This is a genomic window from Pseudomonas sp. SMN11, from assembly GCF_052041945.1.
GTDB lineage: Bacteria > Pseudomonadota > Gammaproteobacteria > Pseudomonadales > Pseudomonadaceae > Aquipseudomonas.
On the sequence record NZ_JBKGGW010000018.1, the window covers coordinates 85,402 to 108,144 of the forward strand.

General features: G+C 61.0%; 23 protein-coding genes. 2 read left to right on the forward strand and 21 right to left on the reverse strand.

Annotated elements, in window-relative coordinates; genetic code table 11:
* Positions 1 to 2: 2 nt before the first annotated feature.
* Both ACLEJU_RS16505 and ACLEJU_RS16510 read right to left on the reverse strand, forming a co-directional pair.
* Entirely contained in the window at positions 3 to 485 is a 483-nt protein-coding gene (locus tag ACLEJU_RS16505) for a PaaI family thioesterase (protein ID WP_435422575.1), read from the reverse strand.
* On the reverse strand, positions 482 to 958 hold the full coding sequence (locus tag ACLEJU_RS16510) for a PaaI family thioesterase (protein ID WP_294337668.1): 477 nt from the start codon (positions 956 to 958) through the stop codon (positions 482 to 484). Before ACLEJU_RS16510 ends, ACLEJU_RS16505 begins: the two co-directional genes overlap by 4 nt.
* Positions 959 to 1,113: 155 nt before the next feature.
* On the opposite strand from ACLEJU_RS16510, the gene ACLEJU_RS16515 reads away from it, so the two are divergent.
* Positions 1,114 to 1,389 carry a hypothetical protein gene (locus tag ACLEJU_RS16515; protein ID WP_435422574.1) on the forward strand — a complete coding sequence of 92 codons (276 nt, stop codon included), beginning with the start codon at positions 1,114 to 1,116 and terminating at the stop codon, positions 1,387 to 1,389.
* Between the two features lie 67 nt (positions 1,390 to 1,456).
* On the opposite strand, the gene ACLEJU_RS16520 is transcribed toward ACLEJU_RS16515, so the two are convergent.
* The 11 genes from ACLEJU_RS16520 to sdhC form a co-directional block, all read right to left on the reverse strand.
* The gene (locus tag ACLEJU_RS16520) at positions 1,457 to 2,206 is read right to left on the reverse strand and encodes a DUF599 domain-containing protein (RefSeq protein ID WP_435422573.1); all 750 of its coding nucleotides are present in this window, start codon (positions 2,204 to 2,206) and stop codon (positions 1,457 to 1,459) included.
* A 187-nt stretch (positions 2,207 to 2,393) separates the two neighbouring features.
* Positions 2,394 to 3,707 carry a branched-chain amino acid transport system II carrier protein gene (brnQ, locus tag ACLEJU_RS16525; protein WP_435422572.1) on the reverse strand — a complete coding sequence of 438 codons (1,314 nt, stop codon included), beginning with the start codon at positions 3,705 to 3,707 and terminating at the stop codon, positions 2,394 to 2,396.
* A 408-nt stretch (positions 3,708 to 4,115) separates the two neighbouring features.
* Complete coding sequence (sucD, locus tag ACLEJU_RS16530) at positions 4,116 to 5,000, reverse strand: succinate--CoA ligase subunit alpha (protein WP_016393102.1); 885 nt, start codon at positions 4,998 to 5,000, stop codon at positions 4,116 to 4,118.
* Positions 5,000 to 6,166: an ADP-forming succinate--CoA ligase subunit beta gene (sucC, locus tag ACLEJU_RS16535; protein WP_003254205.1), complete on the reverse strand. Its 1,167-nt coding sequence runs from the start codon at positions 6,164 to 6,166 to the stop codon at positions 5,000 to 5,002. The genes sucD and sucC overlap by 1 nt, the downstream gene beginning before the upstream one ends.
* Positions 6,167 to 6,338: 172 nt before the next feature.
* Positions 6,339 to 7,775 (reverse strand): dihydrolipoyl dehydrogenase, encoded by a 1,437-nt coding sequence (lpdA, locus tag ACLEJU_RS16540; RefSeq protein WP_003254207.1) that lies wholly within the window; start codon positions 7,773 to 7,775, stop codon positions 6,339 to 6,341.
* A gap of 93 nt (positions 7,776 to 7,868) precedes the next feature.
* Entirely contained in the window at positions 7,869 to 9,092 is a 1,224-nt protein-coding gene (gene odhB / locus ACLEJU_RS16545; RefSeq protein WP_435422571.1) for a 2-oxoglutarate dehydrogenase complex dihydrolipoyllysine-residue succinyltransferase, read from the reverse strand.
* Positions 9,093 to 9,134: 42 nt separating this feature from the next.
* Positions 9,135 to 11,966, reverse strand: coding sequence for a 2-oxoglutarate dehydrogenase E1 component (locus ACLEJU_RS16550; protein WP_159411394.1), 2,832 nt, complete (start codon positions 11,964 to 11,966; stop codon positions 9,135 to 9,137).
* 246 nt (positions 11,967 to 12,212) lie between these two features.
* Positions 12,213 to 12,917 carry a succinate dehydrogenase iron-sulfur subunit gene (locus ACLEJU_RS16555; protein WP_012315348.1) on the reverse strand — a complete coding sequence of 235 codons (705 nt, stop codon included), beginning with the start codon at positions 12,915 to 12,917 and terminating at the stop codon, positions 12,213 to 12,215.
* 11 nt (positions 12,918 to 12,928) lie between these two features.
* On the reverse strand, positions 12,929 to 14,701 hold the full coding sequence (sdhA, locus tag ACLEJU_RS16560; RefSeq protein WP_159411395.1) for a succinate dehydrogenase flavoprotein subunit: 1,773 nt from the start codon (positions 14,699 to 14,701) through the stop codon (positions 12,929 to 12,931).
* Positions 14,702 to 14,704: 3 nt separating this feature from the next.
* A complete protein-coding gene (gene sdhD, locus ACLEJU_RS16565; protein WP_027921320.1) occupies positions 14,705 to 15,073 on the reverse strand; it encodes a succinate dehydrogenase, hydrophobic membrane anchor protein in 369 nt (122 codons plus the stop codon).
* Positions 15,067 to 15,453, reverse strand: a complete 387-nt coding sequence (gene sdhC, locus ACLEJU_RS16570; RefSeq protein ID WP_012315350.1) for a succinate dehydrogenase, cytochrome b556 subunit — start codon at positions 15,451 to 15,453, stop codon at positions 15,067 to 15,069. The genes sdhD and sdhC overlap by 7 nt, the downstream gene beginning before the upstream one ends.
* A gap of 351 nt (positions 15,454 to 15,804) precedes the next feature.
* On the opposite strand from sdhC, the gene gltA reads away from it, so the two are divergent.
* A complete protein-coding gene (gltA, locus tag ACLEJU_RS16575; protein WP_054899921.1) occupies positions 15,805 to 17,094 on the forward strand; it encodes a citrate synthase in 1,290 nt (429 codons plus the stop codon).
* Between the two features lie 67 nt (positions 17,095 to 17,161).
* On the opposite strand, the gene ACLEJU_RS16580 is transcribed toward gltA, so the two are convergent.
* From ACLEJU_RS16580 to ACLEJU_RS16615, 8 genes are all read right to left on the reverse strand, one after another.
* Positions 17,162 to 17,767 (reverse strand): START domain-containing protein, encoded by a 606-nt coding sequence (locus ACLEJU_RS16580; RefSeq protein WP_435422634.1) that lies wholly within the window; start codon positions 17,765 to 17,767, stop codon positions 17,162 to 17,164.
* Positions 17,768 to 17,801: 34 nt separating this feature from the next.
* Positions 17,802 to 18,056, reverse strand: coding sequence for a YkgJ family cysteine cluster protein (locus ACLEJU_RS16585; RefSeq protein ID WP_435422570.1), 255 nt, complete (start codon positions 18,054 to 18,056; stop codon positions 17,802 to 17,804).
* A 124-nt stretch (positions 18,057 to 18,180) separates the two neighbouring features.
* Positions 18,181 to 18,645: a hypothetical protein gene (locus tag ACLEJU_RS16590; RefSeq protein WP_435422569.1), complete on the reverse strand. Its 465-nt coding sequence runs from the start codon at positions 18,643 to 18,645 to the stop codon at positions 18,181 to 18,183.
* A 67-nt stretch (positions 18,646 to 18,712) separates the two neighbouring features.
* Positions 18,713 to 20,155, reverse strand: a complete 1,443-nt coding sequence (locus tag ACLEJU_RS16595) for an aminotransferase-like domain-containing protein (protein WP_027921315.1) — start codon at positions 20,153 to 20,155, stop codon at positions 18,713 to 18,715.
* Positions 20,156 to 20,353: 198 nt separating this feature from the next.
* Positions 20,354 to 21,163, reverse strand: coding sequence for an OmpA family protein (locus ACLEJU_RS16600; protein ID WP_435422633.1), 810 nt, complete (start codon positions 21,161 to 21,163; stop codon positions 20,354 to 20,356).
* The gene (locus tag ACLEJU_RS16605) at positions 21,163 to 21,516 is read right to left on the reverse strand and encodes a DUF4398 domain-containing protein (RefSeq protein ID WP_435422568.1); all 354 of its coding nucleotides are present in this window, start codon (positions 21,514 to 21,516) and stop codon (positions 21,163 to 21,165) included. The genes ACLEJU_RS16600 and ACLEJU_RS16605 overlap by 1 nt, the downstream gene beginning before the upstream one ends.
* A gap of 9 nt (positions 21,517 to 21,525) precedes the next feature.
* Positions 21,526 to 22,347: a substrate-binding periplasmic protein gene (locus tag ACLEJU_RS16610; protein WP_435422567.1), complete on the reverse strand. Its 822-nt coding sequence runs from the start codon at positions 22,345 to 22,347 to the stop codon at positions 21,526 to 21,528.
* A 79-nt stretch (positions 22,348 to 22,426) separates the two neighbouring features.
* Positions 22,427 to 22,743, reverse strand: a 317-nt coding sequence (locus ACLEJU_RS16615; protein ID WP_279856028.1) for an FAD-binding protein, incomplete at its 5' end; no start/stop codon positions are given.

Genomic DNA, 22,743 nt, shown 5'->3' on the forward strand with positions numbered 1-22,743 from the left:
TGTCATGCAGATGGGGGCTGCCCGGACGATTTCAAGGGCTTTTCCGGCTCGATCTTGAAATGCGCTCGGGCGGTGGCGATCGGCGACTGTCGATCGGCCTGCCAAGCGGTGATGGCGACGTTGGTCACCCGCCGCCCCTGACGCCATAGCTGGCACTGGGCGTAGGTGTCGCGAAAATGCCCGGCGCGCAGGTAGTCGATAGAGAAATCGATAATCTTCGGAATGCTCGCGCTCTCGCTGTAGATCAGCAGGTACAGGGCTGCGGAAAGCTCCATGAAACCGGCGATAACGCCACCATGGATGGCCGGTAGCAACGGGTTGCCGATGTTGTCCTGGCTGGCCGGCAAGCGGAACAACAGGTCGTCACTCTCGCGCTGGCACTCGATGCCGATCAGCCCGGCGTAAGGGATCAAGGCCAGCAAGGGGCCGTAGTCGCCGACCGCGTGAGCCGCGTTCAACTGCTGGCGAACGTGTTCAGGGATCATGCCCCGCCCTCCTTCAGGCTGTTGCCGAAACGGATGCCGCCCTTGATCTCCTGGCCCAGGCGCATAAAGGTGCCGACCACCTGGCAGATCGGCTGCTCGGGGTCGTCCTGGTAGGCGGTGCCGCGGGTGAAAATGACGTCACGGGTCACACGATAGCAATGCGCATGGCCGTAGATCGGCTTGCCGGGTGCGGACGGGTGCATGTAGTCGATGCGCAGATCGAGCGTCGGGCACACCTCGAAACGCGGCAATACGCACAACGTGGCCATGCCGCAGGTGGTATCCATCAACGTGGTCAGGGCGCCACCGTGCACCGCGCCGGTCTGCGGGTTGCCGACGATCGCTGGCGACCAGGGCATGACCAGCGTCATACCGTCACTGTCAGCATGGGCAACGCGCATCTGCAACCGTTGGCAATGTTTCAGTGCCGAGAGAAAACGCTCGGCCATGGCCAACAAGCTTTGATCGTTCATAGGCGAGTCCCAATACGCACTGCCGCAACGGCATAAAATCAATAAAAAGTCTATATACAACGGGGTGTTATATATCTGTAACCGCTGCGGAACTTATTCCGCAAAGCTGAACTCGAAGGAACAAGTCAATTATTCCACCAAGGAGAAACACCCCCATGCGTAAACCTTTTGCTTTTGCTCTGATGCTGGCTGCTGCCATGGGCCTGGCTGCTTGCGATAAAGCGAGCGAAGACAAAGCCCAAGACGCACAGCAACACGCCGAGCAAGCCCAGGAAAAGATGGGCGAAGCTCAGGATAAAATGAACGACGCGGCCAAGGAAAACGCCGAAGCCGCCAAAGATCAGGCTGAAGCCGAGAAGAAGGCCGCCGAAGAGGCCGCCCCGGCTACTCCGGCGCCGGAAACCGCGCCTGTCGAGCCTGCCAAGCAGTAATCGAGCGAATCAAAAAAACCCGACATTGTCGGGTTTTTTTGTGCCTGCCTTCAGAGGATTAAACGTTTCAGTTAATACTACTGGAACTTTCCCTGGGCATGTCTGTCGGCGCACTTTCGGTTGGCGTGAAGACCATAACGTCCAATACATCGGAATGGAACTCACGGCGATACAGAATCAGCACCACACCGACACTCATGACCATGAACAGCCACGGACTGATGAACCAGGTCAGCATGGCCATGCCGAAGTAATAAGAGCGCAGGCCCAAGTTGAACTGGTTGGCGGCCAGCGACAACACCCGCGCGGCACGAGAGGCAAAGGCCTTGCGCTCCTGCTCGTTGACCTGGCGCTCGCCAATCATCGGCGCAGACCCCACCAGCACGACGGCGAAGTTGTATTGGCGCATGCACCAGCTGAAGGTGAAGAAGGCGTAGACGAACACCATGGCCAGGCACAGCAGCTTGATCTCCGACATGCCTTGGGACGCCTGCTGAACCAGCGGCAGGTCCGCGAGCAACGACAGGGCGCGATCCGACGCGCCTAGGACCGTGAGGATGCCAGCGAGGATGATCAGGGTACTGGAGGCGAAGAACGACGCATTGCGCTCCAGGTTGCCGATCACGCTGGCGTCGGCGATACGGTTGTCGCGCAGCAGCATGCGGCGCATCCAGTCTTCCCGGTACAGGTGCAGCACGCTGGCCAGGCACGCGGTGTCGCGGCCCTTCCAGATGGCATAGCGGGTGTAGCCACCCCAGCAGAGGGCGAACCAGCAGACGGCCAGGAGATTGTGGAGGTTGCTTTGGATGAAGTTCATGCAGGATTCCCGAGGGCCAGGTGCTCAAAGAATAGTGACCGGGTTTCGACGCCTACAAGCGGTAAAAGGCACATACTGAAACGAAAAAGCCCCGCATCCTGTCAGATGCGGGGCTTTCGAGTCTCCACCTTTGGCGAGCACCTTTTGGCTTGTGGCCGGCGCCGCCCTCGGGCTTCAAGCTATGCCATCAAGCCAACGCTTCACGCGGCTTGCCGAGCAGGCGATCGCAGGCCACGGCGCCAATCAGCGTCACCACCGAAGGCACCAGCCAGGCCAGGCCTTGGTCGCTCAGCGGCAGGTGCGCCAGGAGGTCCGGCAGCACATGGGCAATATCGCTACCCTTGATCGCATCGACCATGCCGAACACCAGCGACACAAGCATTACTGGGGCCAGGATGCGGGTCGGCGAATTCCACAGGTCCTTCACGAAGCTCAGGCCCACTACCACGATGCATGGTGGATAGATGGCGGTCAGCACCGGGATCGAGAACATGATCAGCTTGGTCAGGCCCAGGTTGGAGATCAGCAGCGAGAAGCCGGCCAGGATCACCACCAGAGCACGGTATGACAGCGGCAAAATCTGGCTGAAGTACTCGGCGCAAGCGCAAGTCAGGCCCACCGCCGTCACCAGGCACGCCAACGCGATCAGCACCGCGAGGAAGCCGCTGCCCAGGGAGCCGAAGGTGTGCTGCACGTAGGCGTGCAGAACGGCGGCACCATTGGTGGCATCAGCGGCGATGTCGTGGCTGGTGGCACCCAGGCGGAACAGGCTGACGTACACCAGGGCCAGGCCGACACCGGCAATCAGCCCGGCGATGATGGCGTAGCGGGTGATCAGCTTCGGCGACTCGACACCGCGCGAGCGGATGGCGTTGACGATTACGATACCGAACACCAGGGCACCGAGGGTGTCCATGGTCAGGTAGCCATCGGAGAAGCCCTTGGAGAACGCAGCGGCGGCATAGGCCGGCTGTGCTTCACCAATGGTCCCGGCCGGCAGGGCGAAGGCAGCGATGCCCAGCACCGCCAGGGCGATGATCTTCAGCGGCGCGAGGAAGCGGCCAACGGTGTCGAGCAGCTTGCCTGGGTACATGGACACGGCCAGCACCACGGCGAAGTACACCAAGCTGTAGATGAACAGCGCCGTCGGGCTTTCACCGGTCAGCGGTGCCACGCCCACTTCGAAAGACACGGTCGCGGTACGCGGCGTCGCGAACAGCGGGCCGACCGACAGGTAGCACACGGCCGCCAGCAGGCCACCGAAGAACTTGCCGATCGGGCTGCTCAAGGCGTCCATGCCGCCACCAACCTTGGCCAGAGCGACCACGGTGATGACCGGCAGACCGACGGCGGTGACCAGGAAGCCCAGAGCCGCCATCCACACGTGCGGGCCAGACTGCAGACCGACGATAGGCGGGAAGATGATGTTGCCAGCGCCTACGAAAAGCGCAAACGTCATAAAGCCAAGCGCCAGGATATCCTGGCCTTTGAGAACTTTCATTTAAGGTAGTACCACACTGCTGAAATCGGGATTCGAGAGGGGATTTCCCTTTGGATGAGGGGAAATGCTGCCCGGCTTGATAGGCCAGACCCGTTTAGCGTGTCGTTCCCTTTTGGGGTACGGGCACAGAGTGAACGCGTAGATTAACCGTTTTACCCGACAAACGCACTGGCACAGTGCTGCTTGTCCGATGTGCGTACATGTTTGTCGTCTGTGTGACCGAGAACAGTAGAAATTATCCTCGGATTGAAACATTCGTCCGTACGAAAATTCCTATCAAACTCATCGAAAATTCTTTGCTGCCTGCGCCGGCCTCTTCGCGAGAGGCCGCCACAGGAAAACCCAAACCCAAAAACGACAAAGGCCACCCGAAGGTGGCCTCTGTGCGCGTGGGGGGTGTAGCAGGTATTACTTCTTGGCTTCCCAGCCGGTCAGCTCGGCCAGGGCCTTGCCGATGTCAGCCAGGGAACGCACGGTCTTCACACCAGCGTCCTGCAGCGCAGCGAATTTCTCGTCCGCAGTGCCCTTGCCGCCGGAGATGATGGCGCCAGCGTGGCCCATGCGCTTGCCCGCAGGTGCAGTAACACCGGCGATGTAGGAAACGACTGGCTTGGTGACGTTGGCCTTGATGTAGGCCGCCGCTTCTTCTTCAGCCGAACCGCCGATCTCACCGATCATGACGATCGCTTCGGTCTTCGGGTCTTCCTGGAACAGCTTCAGGATGTCGATGAAGTTGGAGCCTGGGATCGGGTCGCCACCGATGCCCACGCAGGTCGACTGGCCGAAGCCGGCGTCGGTGGTCTGCTTGACCGCTTCGTAGGTCAGGGTGCCGGAACGCGAAACGATACCGACCTTGCCTGGCAGGTGGATGTGGCCTGGCATGATGCCGATCTTGCACTCGCCCGGAGTGATGACGCCTGGGCAGTTAGGGCCGATCAGGGTCACGCCCAGCTCGTCGCACTTGACCTTGGCATCCAGCATGTCCAGGGTAGGAATGCCTTCGGTGATGCAGACGATCAGCTTGATGCCGCCGAAGGCTGCTTCCAGGATCGAGTCCTTGCAGAAAGGAGCCGGAACGTAGATGACCGAAGCGTCAGCGCCGGTAGCTTCCACGGCTTCCTTGACGGTGTTGAACACCGGCAGGCCCAGGTGGGTGGTGCCACCCTTGCCTGGAGTAACGCCGCCGACCATCTTGGTGCCGTAGGCGATGGCTTGTTCGGAGTGGAAAGTACCCTGCGAGCCGGTGAAGCCCTGGCAGATGACTTTGGTATCTTTATTGATCAGGACGCTCATTACTTGCCCTCCGCAGCTTTGACAACTTGTTGAGCAGCGTCGGTCAGGCTGGTGGCCGCAATGATGTTCAAACCGCTTTCTGCCAATACTTTAGCGCCCAGTTCGGCGTTGTTGCCTTCAAGGCGAACGACAACCGGAACCTTGACGCCGACTTCTTTCACTGCACCGATGATGCCTTCGGCAATCATGTCGCAGCGAACGATGCCGCCGAAGATGTTGACCAGAACGGCCGCGACATTGCTGTCGGACAGAATGATCTTGAACGCTTCGGTAACGCGCTCTTTGGTAGCGCCGCCGCCCACGTCGAGGAAGTTGGCTGGCTTGCCGCCGTGCAGGTTGACGATGTCCATGGTACCCATGGCCAGGCCGGCACCGTTGACCATGCAGCCGATGTTGCCTTCGAGGGCAACGTAGTTCAGTTCGAACTTGGCAGCGTGGGCTTCACGGGCGTCGTCCTGCGACGGGTCGTGGAAGGTCTTCAGCTTGGGCTGACGGTACATGGCGTTGGCGTCGATGTTGATCTTGGCATCGAGGCAGTGCAGGTCGCCGTCGGCCTTGATTACCAGCGGGTTCACTTCCAGCAGCGCCAGATCGTGATCCTTGAACAGCTTGGCCAGGCCAACGAAGATCTTGGCGAACTGTTGAACTTGCTTGCCTTCCAGACCCAGCTGGAACGCGAGCTCACGACCCTGGAACGGCTGAGCGCCAACCAGTGGGTCGATGGTAGCCTTGAGGATCTTCTCAGGAGTTTCGTGAGCAACTTTCTCGATGTCCACGCCACCTTCGGTGGAAGCCATGAACACGATACGGCGGCTCGAACGATCCACTACAGCGCCCAGGTACAGCTCTTTGGCGATGTCAGTGCAGGATTCGACCAGAATCTTGGAGACGGGTTGACCGTTGGCATCGGTCTGGTAGGTCACCAGATTCTTGCCCAACCACTGTGCAGCGAACGCCTTGGCGTCTTCCTTGCTGCGAACCAGCTTGACGCCGCCCGCTTTACCGCGACCACCCGCGTGAACCTGGGCTTTTACTACCCACTCGTTCCCGCCGATCTTGTCGCAGGCTTCTGCAGCTTGCTCAGGGGTATCGACAGCGAAACCCTTGGAAACTGGCAGGCCGTATTCAGCGAACAGCTGCTTACCCTGATACTCGTGAAGATTCATGCTTTTTACCGTCTTCGTTAGGTACTGCGCTTCGGCGCTGCGCCATTGCTGGCGCCGCACCACCTGTGACCATTGACCCCGGGTTTTCCCGTGTAGTCCGGTCCGGCGGACGTTCCGCGGTGAGTCATGCGCGCAAGACTCACGACGGGCAGCCCGCCGTGGTTTCTTATAATTAACGCTTCTTACGGTTGGCCACGTGAATGGCGCCGCCATTCACTGCCAGCGCTGCTTCATGCAACGCTTCGGACAGGGTTGGATGGCTGAAGACCATCATGCCCAGATCCTCGGCACTGGTGCCGAATTCCATTGCGATTGCGCCCTGCTGTACCAGTTCGGCAGCCGATGGGCCAATCACGTGAACACCCAGGACGCGGTCGGTCTTGGCGTCGGCGATGACCTTGACGAAACCACCGGTATCGTTGGCTGCCATCGCACGGCCGCTGGCCGCGAACGGGAAGGTGCCTACGTTAACCTCAACACCCTCGGCCTTCAAGGCTTGTTCGGTCTTGCCGACCCACGCGATTTCCGGGTGGGTGTAGATAACCGACGGAATCAGGTCGTAGTTCATCTGAGCCTTGTGGCCCTTGATGCGCTCGACGACCATGATGCCCTCTTCCGAGGCCTTGTGCGCCAGCATCATGCCACGCACCACGTCACCGATGGCGTAGACGCCCGGAACGCTGGTAGCGCAGTAGTCATCGACGAAGATGTAGCCACGCTCGTCGATGGTCACGCCGCTGTCGGCAGCCAGCAGATCGGTGGTCACCGGACGACGGCCGACCGCAACGATCAGCTTGTCGAAGGTGATCTTCTGCTCGCCTTCGGCGTTGGTGTAGGTCACTTCGACTTCGTTGCCGTTGACTTTCGAGCCAGTGACGCGAGCGCCCAGCTTGATGTCCAGGCCTTGCTTGGTCAGGGTCTTCTGGGCTTCTTTCGACACGGCGGTGTCGGCAGCCATCAGGAAGGTGTCCAGGGCTTCCAGGACGGTGACTTCAGCACCCAGGCGAGCCCATACCGAGCCCAGTTCCAGGCCGATCACGCCAGCACCGATCACGCCCAGGCGCTTCGGTACGGCCTGGAATTCCAGGGCGCCGGTGGAGTCGACGATGACGTTCTGGTCGACCGGAGCCGGCGGAATGTCGATCGGACGCGAGCCGGAAGCGAGGATCACGTTCTCGGCTTCGATGACTTCGGTGGTGCCATCAGCCTTGGTGACTTCGACCTTCTTGCCAGCCAGCAGCTTGCCGTGGCCCTGGATCGAGGTAACGCCGTTGGCCTTGAACAGGGTGGCAACGCCACCGGTCAGGTTCTTCACGATGCCGGCCTTGCGGCCAACCATCGCGGCGACGTCCATCTTCACTTCGCCAGTGGAGATACCGTGGACGTTGAAGCTCTCTTTGGCTTCCTTGTACTTCCAGGAGCTGTCCAGCAGCGCCTTGGACGGGATGCAACCTACGTTCAGGCAGGTGCCGCCCAGGGCCAGCTTGCCCTCGGCGTCAGTGTACTTCTCGATACAGGCAGTCTTCAGACCAAGTTGTGCGGCCTTGATGGCAGCAACATAGCCGCCAGGACCAGCACCGATTACCACTACGTCGAATTTCTGGGTCATAAAAGATTCCTTATCAGCTACAAGCTACAGGCCGCGAACCGCGCGGCATGGCTTCTCGCGAAGCCAGGGCCGGCACGGTACGCAGCCAGAGGGTTAGATGTCCAGCAGCAGGCGAGACGGATCTTCCAGCAGGTTCTTGATGGTGACCAGGAAGGTTACCGCTTCCTTACCATCGATCAGGCGGTGATCGTACGACAGCGCCAGGTACATCATCGGGCGGATTACCACTTGGCCGTTGATGGCCATCGGACGCTGGATGATGTTGTGCATGCCGAGAATCGCGGCCTGCGGCGGGTTGACGATCGGGGTCGACATCATCGAACCGAAGGTACCGCCGTTGGTGATGGTGAAGGTGCCGCCGGTCATTTCTTCGATGGCCAGCTTGCCGTCACGAGCCTTCTTGCCGAAGGTGGCGATGCCGTTTTCGATTTCAGCCAGGCTCATCGATTCAGCGTTACGCAGCACCGGCACCACCAGGCCGCGGTCGCTGGACACGGCAACGCCGACGTCGGCAAAGCCGTGGTAGACGATGTCGTTGCCGTCGATCGACGCGTTGACTGCCGGGAAGCGCTTCAGGGCTTCGGTGGCGGCCTTGACGAAGAACGACATGAAGCCCAGGCGTACGCCGTTGTGGGTCTTCTCGAACAGGTCCTTGTACTTCAAACGCAGGGCCATGACTTCGGTCATGTCGACTTCGTTGAAGGTGGTCAGCATGGCCATGTTCGACTGGGCTTCGACCAGACGCTCGGCGATCTTGGCGCGCAGGCGGGTCATCGGCACGCGCTTCTCGGTACGGTCGCCAGCGGCAACCACAACCGGGGCAGCAGCAGCGGCAGCGGCAGGCTTGGCAGCCGGGGCCGGAGCCGACTTCTTGTTGGCGACGGCGGCGACGACGTCTTCCTTGGTGATGCGACCACCTTTGCCAGTGCCGGCAACGGTAGCCAGGTCGATACCGCTCTCTTCAGCCAGCTTGCGCGCGGCAGGAGCTGCGATCGGGTCGTCTTCGCCAGCGTCGGCGGCAGCAGCGGCAGCCGGAGCAGCAGCGGCCGGGGCAGCAGCTGGAGCAGCGGCGGCAGCACCACCTTCAACGATCGAACCCAGCACTTCGTCGGACAGAACGGTGTCGCCCTCGCCCTTGACGATGGCGCCCAGCACGCCATCGGCGGTAGCCAGCACTTCCAGGACGACCTTGTCGGTCTCGATGTCGACGATCAGCTCGTCACGCTTGACGGCATCGCCCGGCTGCTTGTGCCAGGTGGCAACGGTGCCATCGGCAACCGATTCCGGGAAGGTTGGGGCTTTGATCTCGATAGCCATTATCTGTGTTTCCTTAAATTCGGTTTCAGGTGCGCGAAGGCATTAAACAGTGAAGGCGTCTTGCAGCAGTTTTTCCTGCTGCTCGGCGTGCTTCGATGCGTAACCACAGGCTGGCGCGGCGGAAGCGTCGCGGCCGGCGTATTCCAGGACCAGCGCCTTGTTGTGGCGGCCCAGGATACGGCGCATGTGGTGCTGACTGCTGTACCAGGCGCCCTGGTTCATCGGTTCTTCCTGGCACCAGACCGCATGCTTGAGGTTGGTGTATTGCGCCAGGATTTCGACCAGGTCGTCTTCAGGGAACGGATACAGCTGTTCCAGACGCAGGATCGCGATGTCTTCACGGCCTTCGGCACGGCGTTTTTCCAGCAGGTCGTAGTAGACCTTGCCGCTGCACAGGACCAGGCGTTCGACCTTGGCCGGATCGAGGCTGTCGATTTCCGGGATCACGGTCTGGAACGAGCCTTCTGCCAGGTCTTCCAGGGTCGAGATGGCCAGCTTGTGGCGCAGCAGCGACTTCGGCGTCAGGACCACCAGCGGCTTGCGCAGCGGGCGAATGACCTGGCGACGCAGCAGGTGGTAGATCTGTGCCGGGGTGGTCGGTACGCAGACCTGGATGTTGTGCTCGGCGCACAGCTGCAGGTAACGCTCCAGACGCGCGGAGGAGTGCTCCGGGCCCTGCCCTTCATAACCGTGTGGCAGCAGCATGGTCAGACCGCACAGGCGGCCCCACTTGTGCTCGCCGCTGGTGATGAACTGGTCGATCACCACCTGGGCACCGTTGGCGAAGTCGCCGAACTGGGCTTCCCAGATCACCAGCGCGTTCGGCGTGGTGGTCGAGTAGCCGTATTCGAAGGCCAGTACTGCTTCTTCCGACAGGAAGGAGTCGTACAGGTCGAAACGTGGCTGGCCCGGGAACAGGTTCTTCAGCGGTACGTAGGTGCTGGCGTCCTTCTGGTTGTGCAGCACCGCGTGACGGTGCGAGAAGGTGCCACGGCCGATGTCCTGGCCGGTCATGCGGATCGGGTGACCTTCGAACTGCAGGGTGGCGTAGGCCATGGTCTCTGCATAACCCCAGTTGATCGGCAAGCCACCGGCCTGCATCTTCTGGCGATCTTCGTAGATCTTCGCGACCTGACGCTGGACGACGAAGCCTTCCGGCAGTTCCAGCAGCTTGGCCGACAGGTCCTGCAGGGTCTTGAGGTCGAAGCGGGTGTCGTGACGCGCGGTCCAGGCGTGGCCCAGGTACGGACGCCAGTCGACGAACAGCTCGCGGTTCGGCTCCTTGACCAGGCTCTTCACCACGTGCAGGCCGTTGTCCAGGGCGTTGCGGTACTCGTCGATCTTGGCCTGAGCACGCTCGGCATCGATGCGACCGGCCTGGATCAGCGCCTCAGCGTACAGCTCACGGGTCGTGCGCTGCTTGGTGATCTGCTGGTACATCAGAGGCTGAGTGCCGTTTGGCTCGTCGGCCTCGTTGTGGCCGCGGCGACGGTAGCAGACCAGGTCGATGACCACGTCACGCTTGAACTGCATGCGGTAATCGATGGCCAGCTGGGTCACGAACAGCACCGCTTCCGGATCGTCACCGTTGACGTGCAGGATCGGCGCCTGAATCATCTTGGCGACGTCGGTGGCGTACTCGGTGGAACGTGCGTCCAGCGGGTTGCTGATGGTGAAACCAACCTGGTTGTTGATCACGATGTGCACGGTACCGCCGGTCTTGAAACCGCGGGTCTGCGACATCTGGAAGGTTTCCATGACCACGCCCTGGCCGGCGAATGCAGCGTCGCCGTGGATCGAGATCGGCAGAACCTTGTCACCCACGGTGTCGTTGCGACGGTCCTGACGGGCGCGCACCGAACCTTCCACCACTGGCGAGACGATTTCCAGGTGGGACGGGTTGAACGCCATGGCCAGGTGAACTTCGCCACCGGGAGTCATCACGTTCGAAGAGAAGCCCTGGTGATACTTCACGTCACCGGAGCCCAGCTCGTTCATCTTCTTGCCTTCGAACTCGTCGAACAGCTCGCGCGGGTTCTTGCCGAAGGTGTTGACCAGAACGTTCAGACGGCCGCGGTGGGCCATGCCGATCACGACTTCCTTGGTGCCGTAGGAGCCGGAGCGCTGGATCATTTCGTCCAGCATCGGGATCAGGCTTTCGCCGCCCTCGAGGCCGAAACGCTTGGTGCCCGGATACTTGGTGCCCAGGTACTTCTCGAGGCCTTCACCGGCAGTCACGCGCTCAAGCAGGTGCGTCTGCACGTCGACCGAGAATTCCGGACGGCCGCGCACGCTTTCCAGGCGCTGCTGGAACCAGCTGCGCTGCTCGGAATCGACGATGTGGGTGAACTCGGCGCCAATGGTGCGACAATATGTCTTCTGGAGTGCCTCGAAGATCTCGCGTAGGCTCCCCTCCTCTTTGCCGATGAACAGGTCGCCGGCACGGAAGGTCGTATCAAGATCGGCATTGGTCAAGCCGTAGTGATTGATCGACAGGTCTACAGGCGCAGGTCGCTGCCACAACCCCAACGGGTCGAGCTTGGCAGCCTGATGGCCGCGCATACGATAGGCCTGGATCAGTCGCAGAACTTCAACCTGCTTCTTCTCGTGTTCTGTGCTCACGCTCCCGGCGGAAACCGGTTGGGCGCGGCGCTGGTTCTTTGCCAGCAGTACGAAATGGTCGCGGATCGTCGAGTGCGATACATCGGTAGCGGTGCTGCCGTCGGCTGGCAACTTCTGGAAGTAAGTGCGCCACTCTTCTGGCACAGCGTTAGGGTCGTGCAGGTAGAGCTCATAGAGCTCTTCCACATATGCAGCGTTACCACCTGAAAGGTGGGCGCTATCCCACATGCGCTGCATCACGCTTTCTTGCATGCTTGGTCACCCTCGGTTAGGGGACTGATCGGCGAGAGCCACAGCAAACCTGGAAAAGTCCGAATAAAGCGACTGAACCACGCCACTTGGATCCTGCTGATTTTCCGGGTACCAGCCCGGAAAGCCCCTGCTGGTCTCATATCTTCATAGGTATCGAGCGCGGGCTTTGTGGGCCCTTGCTCAGGTTTTACCTCAGTGCGGGCTCACCACCCGCACCTCGGCTTACTGCAGTTACAACGCTTTGTATCAGGTGCCGCTTTGCAGCAGCATGTTACGTACGTGACCGATTGCCTTGGTAGGGTTCAGACCCTTCGGGCAAACGTTGACGCAGTTCATGATCCCGCGGCAGCGGAATACGCTGAACGGGTCATCCAGGGACGCCAGGCGCTCCTGGGTCTTGGTGTCACGGCTGTCGGCCAGGAAGCGATAGGCCTGCAGCAAGGCGGCTGGGCCCAGGAACTTGTCCGGGTTCCACCAGAACGACGGGCAGGAGGTCGAGCAGCAAGCGCACAGGATGCACTCGTACAGACCGTCCAGCTTGTCGCGATCTTCCGGCGACTGCAGACGCTCGATGGCCGGAGCCGGAGTGTCGTTCTGCAGGAACGGCTTCACCTTCTCGTACTGCTTGTAGAAGATGCTCATGTCGACCACCAGGTCACGAATGACTGGCAGGCCTGGCAGCGGACGCAGAACCAGCTTGTTGCCCTTGACCACGCCCGACAGCGGGGTGATGCAGGCCAGGCCGTTCTTGCCGTTCATGTTCATGCCATCGGAACCGCAAACGCCTTCACGGCAGGAGCGACGGTACGAGAAACCCTCGTCCTTCTCCTTGATCAGCGCCAGCACGTCCAGCACCATCAGGTCCTTGCCGCCGGTATCGACGTCGAACGACTCCATCTTGGGCGCCGAGTCGGTGTCCGGGTTGTAACGATAAACTTCGACTTTCAACATAGCAGCCACCCTTAGTAAGTCCGGACTTTTGGTTCGAAGGCTGGAACAGTCTTCGGCGCAAAGTTGACGCCACGCTTGGCGACGCGCTTCTCACCCGGGTAGTACAGGGTGTGGCACAGCCAGTTTTCGTCGTCACGGTCTTCGAAGTCTTCACGGGCGTGAGCGCCGCGGGACTCTTTACGGGCTTCGGCCGCAATGGCGGTAGCTTCGGCAACTTCCAGCAGGTTCTGCAGCTCCAGCGCTTCGATACGCGCGGTGTTGAAGGCCTGGGACTTGTCGTTGATCTTGACGTTGGCAATGCGCTCGCGCAGGCCGGCCAGCTGCTCGATACCCTTCTGCATGTATTCGCCAGTACGGAATACACCGAAGTAGTTCTGCATGCAGCTCTGCAGCTCGCGCTTCAGGCTGGCAACGTCTTCACCGGAAGTGCGCTCGTTGAGCTTGCTCAGGCGGCTCAGGGCAACATCGATGTCGGTATCGCTGGCGTCGAGGTGCTCGATGCCGTCGCTCAGCGCCTTCTCCAGGTGCAGGCCGGCAGCACGGCCGAACACCACCAGGTCGAGCAGCGAGTTGCCGCCCAGGCGGTTGGCGCCGTGTACCGATACGCACGCCACTTCACCTACGGCGAACAGGCCAGGAATGATGTGATCCTTGCCTTCTTCGTCCATGGTGATGGCCTGGCCATGGATGTTGGTGGCAACGCCACCCATCATGTAGTGGCAGGTCGGAACGACCGGTACCGGCGCGACCACCGGGTCGACGTGGGCGAAGGTCTTGGACAGTTCGCAGATGCCTGGCAGGCGGCTGTGCAGCACTTCCTCGCCCAGGTGGTCCAGCTTCAGCAGTACGTGGTCCTTGTTCGGGCCCACGCCGTTGCCGGCGATGATTTCCTTGACCATGGAACGGGCAACCACGTCGCGGCCGGCCAGGTCTTTCGCGTTCGGCGCGTAACGCTCCATGAAGCGCTCGCCGTGGGCGTTGATCAGGTAGCCACCCTCACCGCGGCAACCTTCGGTGACCAGTACACCGGCGCCGGCGATGCCGGTCGGGTGGAACTGCCACATTTCGATGTCCTGTACCGGTACGCCTGCACGCAGGGCCATGCCGATACCGTCACCGGTGTTGATCAGGGCGTTGGTGGTGGAGGCGTAGATACGGCCGGCACCGCCAGTGGCCAGTACAGTAGCCTTGGACTTGATGTACATGGTTTCGCCGGTTTCGATGCAGATCGCGATCACACCGACAAAGGCGCCTTCCTGGTTCTTCACCAGGTCAACGGCATAGTACTCGTTGAGGAAGGTGGTACCGGCTTTCAGGTTGCCCTGATACAGGGTGTGCAGCAGCGCGTGACCGGTACGGTCGGAAGCAGCACAGGTACGGGCGGCCTGGCCACCTTTACCGAAGTCCTTGGACTGGCCACCGAACGGACGCTGGTAGATACGGCCGGTTTCGGTACGCGAGAACGGCAGGCCCATGTGGTCCAGTTCGAAGACCGCAGCCGGGCCTTCCTGACACATGTATTCGATAGCGTCCTGGTCACCGATGTAGTCGGAACCCTTGACGGTATCGTACATGTGCCAGCGCCAGTCGTCGTTCGGGTCGGCCGAAGCGATGGCGCAGGTGATGCCGCCCTGGGCGGATACAGTGTGCGAACGGGTCGGGAAGACCTTGGTGACTACGGCAGTCTTGTGACCGCCTTGGGCCAGCTGCAGCGCTGCGCGCATGCCGGCGCCGCCGCCACCGATGATGATGGCGTCGAAGGAAATGGTTGGAATGCTAGCCATGGATCAGATACCCCAGAGAATCTGCACACCCCAGACGAAGTAAGCGAACATTGCAACGCCGCATACCGCCTGGAACAGGAAACGAATCGCAGTCGCCGACTTGCCGAACGACATCGGCGTCAGGTAGTCGGTGGCGATGGTCCACATGCCGACCCAGGCGTGAGCGCCCAGGGCAACGAGGGCCAGCAGACTGAAGATCCGCATCGCGTTGTTGGAGAACAGACCATGCCACTGGGTGTAGTCGATGCCTGGGTGGCAGACCACGTAGCCGATCAGGAAGATGAAGTAAGCCGCGAGAACGACCGCCGATACGCGCTGCGCCATCCAGTCATAGAGGCCCGAACGCGACAGGTTCGTGACATTGGTTACCATACCCAAACTCCCACCAGAACGATCAGCACCACGGAGATGACGATCACGATTTTCGAGCCCAGCTTGCCGCCTTCCAGCGTCTCACCGATACCCATGTCCATGATCAGGTGGCGTACACCTGCCACGAGGTGATAAAGCAGGGCGGACAGCAGGCCCCAGGTCACGAACTTGGCCAGCGGGCTGGTCAGACACGCCTTCACCTCACCGAAGCCTTCCTCGGAACCCAGCGACTTGCCCAGTGCATAAAGCATGATGGCAAGGCCGAGGAACAGGATGACGCCGGAGATACGGTGCAGAATGGACGTGTACGCAGTGACAGGAAGCTTGATGGTCCTTAGGTCTAGGTTTACAGGTCGTTGGCTTTTCACGGCTTTTTTCACACTGAAGAGCCCCTAGCGAATCAGGGCAAAGTTGTTGGTAAGTGTACTGGTCAGGTACCCACCACCCAGGGAACGGCGACCCCCAGCAGTTCGGGCTTGCAAGCCCCTGGGAGTCGGGTGCCGAGTATAGACAGTTAGGCTGCTTATGACAACGTGACGGGGTAGCCCAAATAGCGGATTGCCTTTAGTGAGCAAAAGGCGTAAATGGGCGAGAAATTCTAGAAAAATCAGCCTTCAGAGGCGCTTTCAAGCAGCCTTTAGGCAAATTGACATTCGAATTTACTTCTCTATAGTGGTGCGGGCCCTGCGTGGGGGGCTGTCTGATGATTTCAAGCATTAATAGGAGGCCACATGGCTGACAAAAAAGCGCAGTTGGTCATCGAGGGCGCTGCCCCCGTCGAGCTGCCCATTTTAACCGGCACCGTTGGTCCTGATGTAATCGACGTCCGCGGGTTGGGGGCCACTGGTCACTTCACCTTCGACCCTGGTTTCATGGCGACCGCTTCGTGCGAGTCGAAGATCACCTACATCGATGGCGACAAGGGCGTGCTGCTGCACCGCGGCTACCCGATCGAACAGCTCGCCGAGAAATCGGACTACCTGGAAACCTGCTACCTGCTGCTCAACGGCGAACTGCCGAATGCCGAGCAGAAGGCCCAGTTCGTCAGCACCGTCAAGAACCACACCATGGTTCACGAGCAGCTGAAGTCCTTCTTCAACGGTTTCCGCCGCGACGCTCACCCGATGGCGGTGATGTGCGGTGTGGTCGGCGCCCTGTCGGCGTTCTACCACGACTCCCTGGACATCAATAACCCGCAACACCGCGAAATTTCCGCGGTGCGCCTGGTCGCCAAGATGCCGACCCTGGCCGCGATGGTTTACAAGTACTCCATGGGCCAGCCGATGATGTACCCGCGCAACGACCTGTCGTACGCGGAAAACTTCCTGCACATGATGTTCAACACCCCGTGCGAGATCAAACCGATCAGCCCGGTGCTGGCCAAGGCAATGGACCGGATCTTCATCCTCCACGCCGACCACGAGCAGAACGCCTCCACCTCCACCGTGCGCCTGGCGGGCTCCTCGGGTGCGAACCCGTTCGCCTGCATCGCTGCCGGCATCGCCGCACTGTGGGGCCCGGCCCACGGCGGTGCGAACGAAGCGGTCCTGACCATGCTCGATGAAATTGGCGATGTCTCGAACATCGACAAGTACATCGCCAAGGCCAAGGACAAGAACGACCCGTTCAAGCTGATGGGCTTCGGTCACCGTGTCTACAAGAACCGCGACCCGCGGGCCACCGTGATGAAGAAGACCTGCGACGAAGTCCTGGGCGAGCTGGGCATCAAGAACGATCCGCAGCTGGAACTGGCCATGCGCCTGGAAGAGATCGCCCTGACCGATCCGTACTTCATCGAGCGCTCGCTGTACCCGAACGTCGACTTCTACTCGGGCATCATCCTGAAGGCGATCGGCATTCCGACCAGCATGTTCACCGTGATCTTCGCCCTGGCACGTACTGTCGGCTGGATCTCGCACTGGAAAGAAATGCTCTCCAGCCCGTACAAGATCGGCCGCCCTCGCCAGCTGTACACCGGCGAACTGCAGCGCGACATCGTCGAGCTGAAGGACCGCAAGTAAGCCTTACCCGCCGAACGCAAAAAGGCTGCCCTTGGGCAGCCTTTTTTATTGCCCTGCCGGGCCGAGTTCAGTTCTTCTCGGCCAGTTCTCGCAACCCTTTGAGGGTATTGAACGGCGAATCGACCACGAACTTGTTGGCGATCATCGATGGCACGCTACCGCCCGGCTCGGTGTGCACCTGGTAAGTTACTTCAGTACTGTCACCCTTGGGAACCAGCTTCCAGAAGCCCTGCACCTTCGCCACCCGTACAAAACCTTTCTCTTCCGGGATGTAGGCCGGTTCTTCGACCAGATTGCGGGTCAGGCTGCCGTCTGCCCCCTTGATGGTGGTGACATGCAACACGGAATCACGCGGCGTCACCGGCCACGGCGTATTGAACTGGGTGTAGGTCCAGCTCTGGTCACCTTCATGCTTGAGCAACTTCTGCGACTTGCACTCGTGAATCCACTTGCAAGCCCCGACCACGTCTTCCTGCAGCGCCTGGACCTTGGCCAGCGGCGCCTTGATCAGGGTCACGCCCTGGTAGGCCTTGTACTTGGAGCCCGGCACTTCGCTGAGCGAGACCTTGATCCCATCTTCGTCCTTGGCCACCTGCCAGTTTTCAGCCCAGGCAGCCGGCGCCAGCAGGACACCCACGCCACACAGCAGTGCAATACGCTTGAACGATCTCATCATGTTTTATCCTTGTTGTCGAAGATCCAGCCTCTCACGCCGCCGTTATCTGCTCCCACCAACCAAGAATCCTGATTGCCTCGTCGCGGTCATTGCCACACACCTCGATGTCCGCCTTGAAACCGCCACACACCGCCGGCCGCTCGGGCTTGCCGAACAGGTCGCAAAGGTTTTCCACTGTCAGGTGCAGGCAGCGCTCACCCGCCGGCTTGCCCTGGGGCATGCGCGGCATCGCGGAGCTGATGGACGGGGCGATGCAGCAGGCACCACAACCCTCACGACACTTCATGGCTAAATCAGGACTCCCTGGAACAAAACGGGACGATCGTCCCTGGATAGTAACCGCTCAAACATGCGTTTTAAATTGCCAAGCCGATGAAAACGGCCGTGACCCGGCAGTCAGTTGAGCCAGCTCAGTTGCGGAACTGGAAATCGATCGCCGCGCCTTCCACATCATGCCGGCTTTCGTTGCGCAGCTGCAGCTGCATCTCGTTGCTGATCAGCCGGCCGTTGAGCTGAAACGGGCTATCGTTGGTTTCCGGCTTTTCCGTGAACATGGCGGGCAGCAAAGGTTTGCGACGGGTCGAAGGATCGCCCACTTCAGGTTCGAGGTTCTTGACCATGTCGCTCGGCAGACTCAGGTCCAGCTTGGCTTTAGGCAACGGCTGCGTGACCGCCTTGATGACCGGCTTCTTGGGCTTGGGCTTGGGCTTGGCTTTGGCCTTGCTGGCCGCTGGCTTTGCTTTGGCTACAGGCTTTGCCGCCTTGTCATGCCCTGCCTGCACCTGGGCAGCAGGCTGCGCAGCCTGGACCCCACCCAAAGGCAGGCACAACGGCGCAATACAGATCATCAGGGCGACACTACGCAACAGATTCATGGACATCGACAGGCAGGCGGCATTGTAAAAGTGCGTATGCTCTCTGTTCCGCCCGCTGCTGGCAAGCCTACAAAAGTGAGGGCTGCGATTCTCTGCACAGTTGCTGCGCCAAAAGCCCGAGCGTAATGACCGCCCGCTCAGCCTCCTTGTTCCATGGAATACCGCAGTTGAGCCGGATGCAGTGGTTGAACTGCTCGGTGTTACTGAAGATCAACCCAGGCGCGATACTGATGCCCTGCTCCAGTGCACGCACATGCAACTCCTGGGTATTGACCCGCCCCGGCAGGCTGACCCAGAGGATGAAACCGCCGGTTGGCCGGGTCATCTGGGTACCTTCCGGGAAGTGCTGCTGAACCGCCAGCTGGTAGGCACTGAGGTTCTTGCGATACTCCTGGCGGATATAGCGCAGATGCCGATCGTAGCCACCGTTCTCCAGGTACGCCGCCACGCCCATCTGCGTCACACTGCACGCCGAGTGGGTAGTGAACGTCTGCAGGCGCTGGATTTCATCCTGATAACGCCCCGCCACCATCCAGCCGACCCGCACCCCGGGCGAAAGGGTCTTGGAAAAGCTCGAGCAATAGATGACCCGGTCCAGCCGGTCGAAGGCCTTGAGCGCTTTGGTCTTGCCCTGCTCGAACATCAGTTCGCCATAGATGTCGTCTTCGACGATCTGGATATCGAAATCCGATGCCAGGCGCAGTAACTGCTTCTGCCGTTCCTCTGGCACAGTGCCGCCCAATGGGTTGCTCAGGCGCGTGGTCAACACCAAGGCCTTGATCGACCACTGATTGGCGGCCAGTTGCAAAGCTTCAAGGCTGATACCGGTGGACGGGTCACTGGGGATCTCGATCACCTTCAACCCAAGCAGGTCCGCCAACTGCAGGAGCCCGTAATAGGTCGGCGACTCGGCCGCGATCAGGTCACCCGGACGGGTCAGCACCCGCAGCGACATCTGCAAGGCATCGACACAGCCATGGGTGACAATCACCTCACGCGGGTCGACCAGCACGCCGGCATCGCGCATGCGAATCGCGATCTGCCGGCGCAGTGGCTCGAAGCCGGGGCTGAACATGTAGCTGAAGGCTCGCGGGCTGTGGAAGCGGGTGACCTTGGCGATCTGCTGGTGCAAAGCTCGCACCGGCAGGTAATCGACGTGCGGCACCGCGGCTCCGAACGGAAATACGCCATCGCGGCGTGCCTCGGTCAGCACCTGCTGAATGATGCTGGCACGCGTGACCAGACCAGGGCGTTCCACCCGAGCGATATCCGGCGTCTGCGCGGTCAGGGCGGGCGTCTGATGCACGTAGTAGCCCGACTGCGGCCGGGCACGGATCAGCCCCTGATCCTCGAGATTGGCGTAGGCCTGCAACACCGTGGCGTGGCTGACGTTGAGCTGGGCGCTCATCTTGCGCACGGACGGTACGCGTTCGCCCGGCTGGTATACACCGCGACGGATGTCGTCGGCCAGTTGCTGGGCGATACGCTGGTACAGCAGCAGGTTGGTCATGGCGGTATCTCGACGCGCAGGCGGCTCGTTATTCTTGTACGACTCACTGACGGTAGAGCATACCGTAACAGTTGCAAAGTGTACTGGGACAGATGGCCAGGTAGTCAACCATACCGTTGCGTGACACCTGTCAAAACGATTAATACGCACTATGCCGATGGAACCCGGGGCTGCTTCGCAGCCCCTTCTTCAACGTGATCAGCGGGCTGGCGCGAGTCGACCCTTATCGTCGGAGAAGACGATTTCCACCCGGCGATTCTGCGCCCTGCCCCGCTCCGAAGCATTGGCCTCGATCGGGTACTGGTCACCATAGCCTTCGACCTGCAGGCGTTTCTCATCGATCCCCAGGTCGACCAGCATGTCAGCCACCGACTGGGCACGATCACGCGACAGACCAAGGTTATCTTCAGGCGTCCCCGTGCTGTCGGTATAGCCCTCGATCCGCACCACGCGACGCGGATTGAGCTGGAGGAACTGCACCAGCTTGAGCACCGTGCGGCTGGCCGAGTTCTTCAGGTCGGCACTGCCGGTGTCGAACAGCACGTCACTGAGGGTCATCACCAGGCCTCGGTCAGCCTGCTCCGAGGCCAACGCGGCAATCTGGTTCTCCACCCACTTGCCCTGCTGCTGGACACTGGACAGCTTGGCCTCACGCAAGGCCAACTGCAGACGCTGGCGTTCGAGGTCGAGCTTGGCCCGACGCTCCTCGCTCAGTGCCAGCTTGGCGTGCTCGCTGGCAATTTCGCTGTAGCGCTGGCTCAGGTAGGCATAATGGCGCACGTCGCTGCCAGTGCCGATGTAGCCGGAAAGGCGCTCGGCGCGGGACAGCGACTCACCGGCACGGATCACGTCACGCGGGGCGCTGCGCAGCACGTCGGCATCGTCCTTGACCTTCTGGAAGGCCACGGTCGCGTCATCCAGCGCAGCCGAACTGCGCTGGCTGGCGCAACCCTGCAAGCCGGCCGTCAGCACCAGCAGTGCCAGCGCGGTTTTCGCATTCAGGCGCATCATGGCTGCACCTCCAACTGCTTGCGCAGGCGCTTGACCCGCGTTTGCAGCAGCTGAAGCTGCTCTTCGCTCTTCTGGTTCAGCACCTGCGCCTCGGCCAGGCGGGCATCCAGCTCGGCCTGCTCGGCACGCATGCGTGCGTCACGGTAGTCCTCGGTCAGCATGTTGGTCTTGGCCCGGGCGAACTTGTCTTCGGCCAGCTTCAGCGCCTCGACCTGGTCGGTGGCTCCGACTGCCTTGGCCTGCTCCAGCGCCTGCTCGGAAATTCGCATCTGCTCATTGGGCGCCGGGTCATTGGCGCAGCCGGCCAGGCCGAGCATGGCCGCGGCCAGGATAAGGGATTGGGTTCTCACGCACTCTTCCTAATGTTTTGGGGCGTCCGCCTGCACTTGCATCTGCGCTTTCCAACGCTCGACATTACGTTGCAGCACGGCTTCGGACGCACCGGAGATCGGCAATTCTGTCAGCTTTTTCGCCAATTGCCCACGCAACCACGCGTCATTGCAGGCCGAATTGTGCGACAAGGCCAGGTACAGGCCAGGGCGGTCCACTGGCAAGCCGCGCGCGATGAGGTTGTTGCTCATGCCCAGGCTCTGGGTCATGGCCATGCCCGAGTAGCGACCGGCCAATACATAATCGACCTGGCCCAGCACCAGTTTCTGGAAGGCCTGGGTGAGGTTCTGCGCCGGCACCAGCTTCAGCTGGGCCTTGGCGAAAGCGGTGAACGCCGGGGTCAGGCGTGCACGTTCGGACAGGCTGCCCTGGTACTTGGCCAGGTCGGCCGGCCCGTCGAACTCCAGCGTGGCGTCATGGCGCGTCCAGACCAGGTATTCATTGAGCTGCAAGGGCGGATGGATGTAGTCCAGCGCCGTCAACTGCTCCACCTGCATGGGGGTATCGAGCAGCAGGTCCATGCGGCCACTGCGCACTTCCTCCAGCGCCTGATCGCGCCGACCGGCACTGAGCACCTCGACTTTCACCCCCAGCTCGCCAAGCACCTGGCGCAGCAGGTCGACATTGGCGCCGATCAGGTGTTTCGGGTCGCTCGGGTCTTGCCAGGCATACGGCGGTGCGTCCGGGCTGCCGGTTGCCACCAGTCGCTCGCACTTGCCTGCCGCCATCACCATCGGCGACAGCAGCGCCACCATGCATGCCAGCACCCTGCCCGCTTCGCGCAACACCATCCTTCACTCCTTGCCCGGCAACAAAAAAGCCCGGCCCTCAGTGTGAGGGCCGGGCTTCTTTATAAGTGAAGCAGGCGGATCAGACCAGCTTTTCCAGCTCTGGAACGGCCTCGAACAGGTCGGCGACCAGGCCATAATCGGCCACCTGGAAGATCGGCGCTTCTTCATCCTTGTTGATCGCGACGATCACCTTGGAATCCTTCATGCCGGCCAGGTGCTGGATCGCGCCGGAGATACCGACGGCGATGTACAGCTGTGGCGCAACGATTTTGCCGGTCTGGCCGACCTGCATGTCGTTCGGCACGAAGCCTGCGTCCACCGCAGCGCGCGAGGCACCGACGGCAGCGCCAAGCTTGTCGGCCAAGCTGTACAGGTGCTTGAAGTTGTCACCGTTGC